Here is a 7,441-nt window from a genome sequence, read left to right as displayed (position 1 = left end):
GGTCCCGCTTTTCAGGCGTCGCCGAGCGGGACCCCGGATCAAGTCCGGGGTGACGAAGAAGGTAACGCCAACCAAATTTGTTCGTCCACCGCATGAATCTTTTTCCCGAGGCTCGCTCCGTAGGCAGTTACATTTCGCCAAGGTGACGCTAGGGGATTGGGAAACGGGCGCGCGTCTGGAATCGAACCAAGGGGAAAAACATGGACAGCGGCAACAAGGTGCAATTCTCGGACCGCGAGGCCCTGCTCTATCACAACTACGGCCGGCCCGGGAAAATCGAGATCATCGCCTCGAAACCGATGGCGACCCAGCGCGACCTCAGCCTTGCCTATTCGCCCGGCGTCGCCGTCCCGGTCAACGCGATCGCCGAGGACCCGGCCAAGGCCTATGATTATACGATCAAGGGCAATCTGGTCGCGGTGATCTCGAACGGCACCGCGATCCTCGGGCTCGGCAACCTCGGGGCGCTCGCCTCTAAGCCGGTGATGGAGGGCAAGGCCGTCCTGTTCAAGCGCTTCGCCGACGTCGATTCGATCGACCTCGAGGTGAAGACCGAGGACCCGCAGGCGTTCATCGACGCGGTCGAGCTGCTCGAACCGAGCTTCGGCGGCATCAACCTTGAAGACATTGCCGCGCCCAACTGCTTCATCATCGAGGCGGCGCTCAAGGAAAAGATGAACATCCCGGTCTTCCATGACGATCAGCACGGCACCGCGATCATCACCGCCGCCGGCCTGATCAACGCCTGCCACCTGACCGGGCGCGACCTCGGCGAGATCAAGGTCGTCGTCAACGGCGCCGGCGCCGCGGCGATCGCCTGCACCGCGCTCATCAAGGCGATGGGCGTGCGGCACGAGAATGTCATCATGTGCGACCGCAAGGGCACCATCTATCAGGGCCGCACCGAAGGCATGGACCAGTGGAAGTCGGCGCACGCGGTGCCGACCGAAGCGCGCGACCTGACCGCGGCGCTGAAGGGCGCCGACGTCTTCCTCGGCCTGTCGGCCGCGGGCGCGCTCAAGCCCGAGATGGTCAAGGACATGGCGCCCGCGCCGATCATCTTCGCAATGGCGAACCCCGACCCCGAAATCTCGCCGCCCGATGCGCGCGCCGCGCGCCCCGACGCAATCATCGCGACGGGGCGCTCGGACTATCCGAACCAGGTCAACAACGTGCTGTGCTTCCCCTTCATCTTCCGCGGCGCGCTCGACGTACGCGCGACCGCGATCAACGAGGAGATGAAGATCGCCGCGGCTTACGCGATCGCCGACCTCGCGCGCCAGCAGGTGCCCGAGGAGGTCGCGGCGGCCTATGGCGGGCGCGCGTCGAGCTTCGGCCCCGAATATATCATCCCCTCGCCCTTCGACCCGCGATTGATGGAAATCGTCCCCGCCGCGGTCGCCAAGGCGGCGATGGACACCGGCGTCGCGCAGCAGCCGATCGCGGACCTGGAGGCTTATCGCACCAGCCTGCGCGCGCGGCTCAACCCGACGACCTCGGTGCTGACGCTTGCCTATGAGGCGGCGCGCGCCAACCCGAAGCGCGTCGTCTTTGCCGAGGGCGAGGAGGAAGTGGTGCTGCGCGCCGCGATCCAGTTCCGCGACGGCGGCTACGGCATCCCGGTGCTCGTCGGGCGCGAGGGACTGCACGACAAGCTGCGCGCGATGGGGGTTACCGATCCCGAAAGCTTCGAGGTCCACAATAGCGTCAATTCGCCGCATGTGCCGCAGATGGTCGAGATGATGTACGAGCGGCTCCAGCGCCGCGGCTACCTCCGCCGCGACATCGAGCGGATGGTCAACCGCGACCGCAACATCTTCGGCTCGCTGCTCCTCAAGCTCGGCCTCGGCGACGCGATGATCACCGGCGTCACCCGCACCTATTCGCAGACGATGCGCGAGGTGCGGCGCGTGATCGACCCCGCCGAAGGCAAGACCGCGTTCGGCATCCATGTCCTCGTCGGCCAGCATCACACGGTGTTCATGGCCGACACGACGGTCAACGAGCGCCCGTCGGCCGAGATGCTCGCCGATATCGCCGAGCGCACCGCGCAGGTCGCGCGCCGCATGGGCCACGAACCGCGCGTCGCCTTCCTCTCCTATTCGACCTTCGGCAACCCCCCGGGGTCGTGGCTCGACAATATCCGCGAGGCGGTCCACATCCTCGACGAGCGCAAGCCCGAGTTCGAATATGAGGGCGAAATGGCGCCCGATGTCGCGCTCAACGCGAAGGTGATGGAGAAATATCCCTTCTGCCGCCTGTCGGGGGCCGCGAATGTGCTGATCATGCCGGGGCTGCAATCGGGCAATCTGTCCGCGAAGCTGCTGCGCGAACTCGGCGGCAGCGCGGTGATCGGCCCGATGCTGATCGGGATGGAAAAGCCGGTGCAGGTCGCCACCATGGCATCGCCCGCGTCGGATCTGGTGACGCTCGCGGTGCTCGCCGCGGGGGGAATTGCGGGGTAACGAGAAGACTCCCCTCCCGCTTGCGGGAGGGGCTGGGGGTGGGTCAGCAGCGTGGCGGTCAGCCCACCCCGCTGCGACTGACGAACAAAGTTCGTAAGTCTCGCTGCCCCTCCCGCTAGCGGGAGGGGAGGATCAATATCCTTACTGCCCCTGCGAGCCGCCGCCCATGCCGGGGGCACCGACCGCGCCGATATTGCCGAAAATATCCTCGAAGAAGCTGCGGTGGCGGCCCAGCGTCGGCGTCGTGTCGCCTTCGGGGCTGATCTTGCTCACCAGTTCGAGGCCGGTCTTGTCGACCCCGACGACATTGCCCGCGGGGTCGAAGCGCACGCGGAGCACCTGCTGCGCGACGGGGCGCGGGCGAGCGAAGGCGAGCTGGCGGGTCTCGCGCGACACATAATAATATTCATTGTCGCTGAACTGGCCGACGAAGGTCGGGCGGCCCAGCGTCTTTTCGACCGATTCGCGATTGTCGACGCCGGGCGTGATCGCGGTGGTCAGCACCGGATCGACGACATAGCCCTGCCGTCCCTTGAGCTGCGCGCAGCCGCTGGCGGTCAGCGCGAGCGCCAGCCCGGCGACGATCAGGCGCACGGGGCGGGCGGGAAGCATGGGGGTCTGGATCGGCATCGACTATCTCCGTTGCGCCGCTTTGCGCGGGCGCTGGCAATCGCGCCTCTTAACCGCAAGCGGTCGGGGCGCACAAGCGGCTTATGCCGCCGCAATGCTTGCGCCAAGCTGACCGAGGGGACTTTTCGGATGGAGTGATTCCGCCTAAGCGAATCGCATGTTCTCATCGCTCCGCAAGCTCTTCAAACCCGGCGCCGATCCGCGCGAGGCGCGCCGCCCGCTGTGGAATGCCGTGGTCGCCGCCGCGCGCGCGCCGCACTGGTATCGCGAGGGCGGCGTTCCCGATACGCTCGACGGCCGTTTCGACATGATCAGCCTGGTGCTCGCACTCGTCCTCCACCGCATCGACGACGATCCCGGCCAGGCGCTCGCGGGGGTCCAACTCACCGAATTGTTCGTCGACGACATGGACGGCCAGATGCGCCAGATCGGTTTTGGCGACATGGTCGTCGGCAAGCAGATCGGGCGGATGGTCGGCGCGCTTGGCGGCCGGCTCGGCGCCTATCGAGCGCCCGATGGATCGGAGGAGCTGAAGGCGGCGCTGGTGCGCAATCTGTGGCGCGGCAAGGCGGCCCCCGATGCGGGACTGGCGCATGTGCTGGCGGGGATCGCGGAGCTGCGCGCGGGCCTCGCCGCGATGCCGGTCGAGACGCTGATTGCCGCCGGCCATTTGCCCGGACCGCGTGCATGACCGCACCCGAATTTTCGCACATCGTCACGCTGGCCGAGGCGGGGCAGGGCCGCGCGGTGGCGATCGAGGCCGACCAGGCGGCGCGCGCGGCGATCGCCCGGCGGCTGGGGCTCGTCGCGCTCGGCCGCTTCGCGGTGACCGCCGAGGTGCGCAGCGTCGCGGGGGGGATCGCCGCAGCGGGCACGATCGACGCCGATATCGTGCAAAGCTGCGCGGCGACCGGGCTGCCGGTGCCCGCCACGCTCCACGAGCCCTTCGACCTCCGCTTCCTGCGCGATGCGAGCCCCGCCGGGAGCAGCGAAGAGGAGGTCGAAATCAGCGATGCCGACTGCGACATCCTGCCGCTGGAGGGCGAGCGGATCGACCTCGGCGAAGCGGCGGTGCAAACGCTGTCGCTGGCGCTCGATCCCTTTCCGCGCCATCCCGACGCCGATCGCATCCTCGCCGAAAAGGGCGTACTCAGCGAAGATCAGGCGGGGCCGTTCGCAGCGCTCGCGAAACTGCGGGGGCAAGACCAGTCTTAGGTTCCGCCGTCATCCCGGCGAAGGCCGGGATGACGATAGTTATTCGCCTTCGGGCGCGTCCTTCGGCTCGTCCTTCACCAGATCGGCGGCGACGGCATCGAGGCCGGGTTCGGCGACGGCAGGTTCGTCCGCGGCGGGCGCTTCCTTCGCGTCGCCGTCGTCCTTTTCGTGCGCAACCGGCAGCGAACCGCCCAGCGCTTTCGCGAGCCCGACGAGTTGCTCGCCGAGCACCTTGTCGACCGCGGGCGCGACGTCGGCGACCTTGAAGCGCATATAGCCGCCGACGACATAGTCGAAGCGGATCGCGCTGCCCGTCGCGGTCGGCTTGATATGGATCGTCAGCGTGCCGGTGACCGCTTCGCTCTGGAGCGGGCCGAAGGCGCCCGACAGGCGCATCATTTCGCCCGGCTTGGCAAAGATGATCCGCGCGTGCTGGACGCTGCCCATCGCGCCGCCCTCGCCGGGGAGCTTTTCGCAGAAACAGCCGCCGGCCTGCGAATCGAGCCAGAAGTTCGCGGCGTCGCCCGACCAGCTATGCTCCTTCGACCACCATTTGTCGGGGAGGCGGAGCATCTTCCAGACATCGTCGGGGGTCGCCGCGACCTGCGCGGTGTGCGCGACGGTAAAGCCGATGTCGCTCTGGTCGATGACCTTCGCCTGCGACGGAACGGCAAGGAGCAGCACATCTGAAAGCAGCGCGGCGGCAAGAAAGCCATTGCGTTTCATAGAATCCCCCCTCCGCCCCGCGCTCCGTCATTGCGAGCGGAGCGAAGCAATCCAGGGCGGTCTACACCGCTCTGGATTGCCACGCGGCTTCGCCGCTCGCAATGACGATAATGGGGTCGGCCTAGCTGCCGAGGATCGCTTCGATCGCGTCGTTGACATGATCGATGTCGGCCATGCCGTCGACCTTGCTGACGATGCCGCGCGCTTCGTAGATCGGCAGGATCGGCGCCGTCTTGGCGCGATATTCGGCCATGCGCGTGCGCACCGTTTCCTCATTGTCGTCGGGGCGGCGCTTGAAGTCGTGGCTGCCGCAGACGTCGCACGTATCGGCGACCTTGGGCAGCTTGTAACGATCGTGATAACCTGCGCCGCATTTGGCGCAGGAAAAGCGCCCGGTGATGCGGTCGACGAGCGCATCCTCCTCGACCACCAGTTCGATCACATGGTCGAGCTTGCGGCCGCGTTCCGAGAGGATCGAGTCGAGCGCATCGGCCTGCGCCGCGGTGCGCGGATAGCCGTCGAAGATCACCGAGGTCTCACCGCCGAGCTCGTCGAGCCGCTCGCCGATCAGGCCCGAAACGATCGCGTCCGACACCAGCTCGCCCGCGTCCATCACCGCCTTTGCCTGGAGGCCGATCGGCGTTCCTGCCTTGACCGCGGCGCGGAGCATGTCGCCGGTCGAAAGCTGGACCATGCCATGTTCGCTTTCGAGCCGCGAAGCCTGCGTTCCCTTGCCCGCCCCCGGCGGACCCAGCAAAATGATGTTCAGCGTCATGGAAGCCCCTGTTTCCCGTTCTGTCGGGGTGGCCCTAACCGACCCATCAGCGCCGCGCAACGCCGCCCTTCAATTTGGCCTTCTTGATAAGGTCGCCATATTGATGCGCGAGCATGTGGCTCTGGATCTGGCTGATCGTGTCGATCGTCACGTTGACGATGATCAGCAGGCTGGTGCCGCCGAGCTGGAACGGCAGCCCCGATTTCGCGATGAAATATTCGGGGACGAGGCAGATCAGCGCCAGATAGACCGCGCCGATCACGGTGATGCGCGTCAGCACGAAGTCGAGATAGGCGGCGGTGTTCTTGCCCGGGCGGATGCCGGGGATGAAGCCGTTCTGACGCTTCAGATTGTCGGCGGTTTCCTCGGGATTGAAGACGACCGCGACGTAGAAGAAGCAGAAGAAGATGATCCCCGCACCATAGAGCGCCATATAGAGCGGCTGGCCGTGCGCGAGATACTGGTTGAGGGTGACGAGGAATTCGCCCCACGCCGAATCCTGCTGGACATTGCTGCCGAGCATCTGGGTGACGGTCAGCGGCATCAGCAGCAGCGACGAGGCGAAGATCGGCGGGATCACGCCCGAGGTGTTGACCTTGAGCGGCAGGTGGCTGCGATCGGCCTGCATCATGCCGCGCTGGGTCGCGCGCTTCGGATATTGGACGAGGACGCGGCGCTGCGCGAGTTCCATGAAGCTGATCGCGGCGATGATGAGAACACCGCCGCCAACCACGGCGAGGATCGTGCCGCCGCCCATCGAGCCCTCGCGCACCTGCGTGAACATCTGCGCGAAGCTGCGCGGCAACTGGGCGAGAATGCCCGCCATGATGATCAGCGAGACGCCGTTGCCGATGCCGCGGCTGGTGATCTGTTCCCCGAGCCACATCAGGAAGAGCGTACCGCCGACGATGCTGATCACGGCGCCGATGCGGAACATCATGCCGGGATCGACGACCGCCGCGACCCCCTGACTCTGGCCGAGCGTCTCGAGCCCGACGGCGATGAAATAGCCCTGGATCGCGGTCAGGAACACCGTGCCGTAGCGCGTGTACTGGTTGAGCTTCTTGCGTCCGCTTTCGCCCTCTTTCTTGAGCGCGGCGAGGCTGGGGGCGAGCGCCGAGGCGAGCTGAACGACGATCGACGCGGTAATATAGGGCATGACGCCGAGCGCGATGATGCTCATACGCTCAAGGCTGCCGCCCGAGAAGGTGTTGAAGATGTCGAGGATGCCGCCCGACGCCGCCTGCGAATAGAGCCGCGACAGCGCGACCGGATCGACCCCGGGGAGCGGCACGAACGACAGGAAGCGGAAGACGATCAGCGCGCCGATCGTAAACCACAGGCGGTTCTTGAGTTCGGTCGCCTGGCCGAACTTCGAAAAGTTCAGGCTGGAAGAAAGCTGGTCGGCGCGAGAGGCCATGGGTGTTGTTCCTCGAGTGGCGGACCGCGCCCCCCGCGACCCGGCGCCTATGTGCGTTCGACGGTCACGAAGCGCAAGGGGAAAGGCCCATTTAGCGGTGAGCCGACGCTCCAATGCCGCTTTTGATATTTGTTGGCATCGCGCGAAGTCGAGATGCCCCTCGGCATGGAGCCATTCCGACGCCTGGCCCGACTTTGCTCGACACGAACG

The 7,441-nt window shown here is 66.3% G+C and carries 7 protein-coding genes; 3 read left to right on the top strand and 4 right to left on the bottom strand.

The features are described 5' to 3' along the window. Nucleotides 1-200 precede the first annotated feature (200 nt). Nucleotides 201-2,465, top strand: a complete 2,265-nt coding sequence (locus tag OJI97_RS13275) for an NADP-dependent malic enzyme (protein WP_257546070.1) — start codon at nucleotides 201-203, stop codon at nucleotides 2,463-2,465. Nucleotides 2,466-2,606: 141 nt separating this feature from the next. Here OJI97_RS13275 and OJI97_RS13270 read toward each other — a convergent pair whose 3' ends face one another. Next, nucleotides 2,607-3,095: an outer membrane protein assembly factor BamE gene (locus OJI97_RS13270; RefSeq protein WP_297664186.1), complete on the bottom strand. Its 489-nt coding sequence runs from the start codon at nucleotides 3,093-3,095 to the stop codon at nucleotides 2,607-2,609. 157 nt (nucleotides 3,096-3,252) lie between these two features. Here OJI97_RS13270 and OJI97_RS13265 point away from each other — a divergent pair, with 157 nt between their 5' ends. Together OJI97_RS13265 and OJI97_RS13260 are read left to right on the top strand one after the other, a co-directional pair. Continuing rightward, on the top strand, nucleotides 3,253-3,786 hold the full coding sequence (locus OJI97_RS13265; protein WP_297664184.1) for a ubiquinol-cytochrome C chaperone family protein: 534 nt from the start codon (nucleotides 3,253-3,255) through the stop codon (nucleotides 3,784-3,786). Beyond that, on the top strand, nucleotides 3,783-4,310 hold the full coding sequence (locus OJI97_RS13260; RefSeq protein WP_297664182.1) for a DUF177 domain-containing protein: 528 nt from the start codon (nucleotides 3,783-3,785) through the stop codon (nucleotides 4,308-4,310). The genes OJI97_RS13265 and OJI97_RS13260 overlap by 4 nt, the downstream gene beginning before the upstream one ends. Before the next feature lie 39 nt (nucleotides 4,311-4,349). Here the strand turns inward: OJI97_RS13260 and OJI97_RS13255 are convergent, their stop codons facing one another. The 3 genes from OJI97_RS13255 to secY form a co-directional block, all read right to left on the bottom strand. Beyond that, entirely contained in the window at nucleotides 4,350-5,036 is a 687-nt protein-coding gene (locus tag OJI97_RS13255; protein WP_297664180.1) for a hypothetical protein, read from the bottom strand. A 121-nt stretch (nucleotides 5,037-5,157) separates the two neighbouring features. Next, nucleotides 5,158-5,811 carry an adenylate kinase gene (locus OJI97_RS13250; RefSeq protein ID WP_297664178.1) on the bottom strand — a complete coding sequence of 218 codons (654 nt, stop codon included), beginning with the start codon at nucleotides 5,809-5,811 and terminating at the stop codon, nucleotides 5,158-5,160. A gap of 46 nt (nucleotides 5,812-5,857) precedes the next feature. Then, nucleotides 5,858-7,231 (bottom strand): preprotein translocase subunit SecY, encoded by a 1,374-nt coding sequence (gene secY / locus OJI97_RS13245; RefSeq protein ID WP_297664177.1) that lies wholly within the window; start codon nucleotides 7,229-7,231, stop codon nucleotides 5,858-5,860. Between the last annotated feature and the right edge of the window lie 210 nt (nucleotides 7,232-7,441).

The sequence above is a fragment of the Sphingopyxis sp. genome, from assembly GCF_025869345.1.
GTDB lineage: Bacteria > Pseudomonadota > Alphaproteobacteria > Sphingomonadales > Sphingomonadaceae > Sphingopyxis.
The sequence above is the reverse complement of the archived record's forward strand: the minus strand, read 5'-3'. Positions and strand labels throughout refer to the sequence as shown.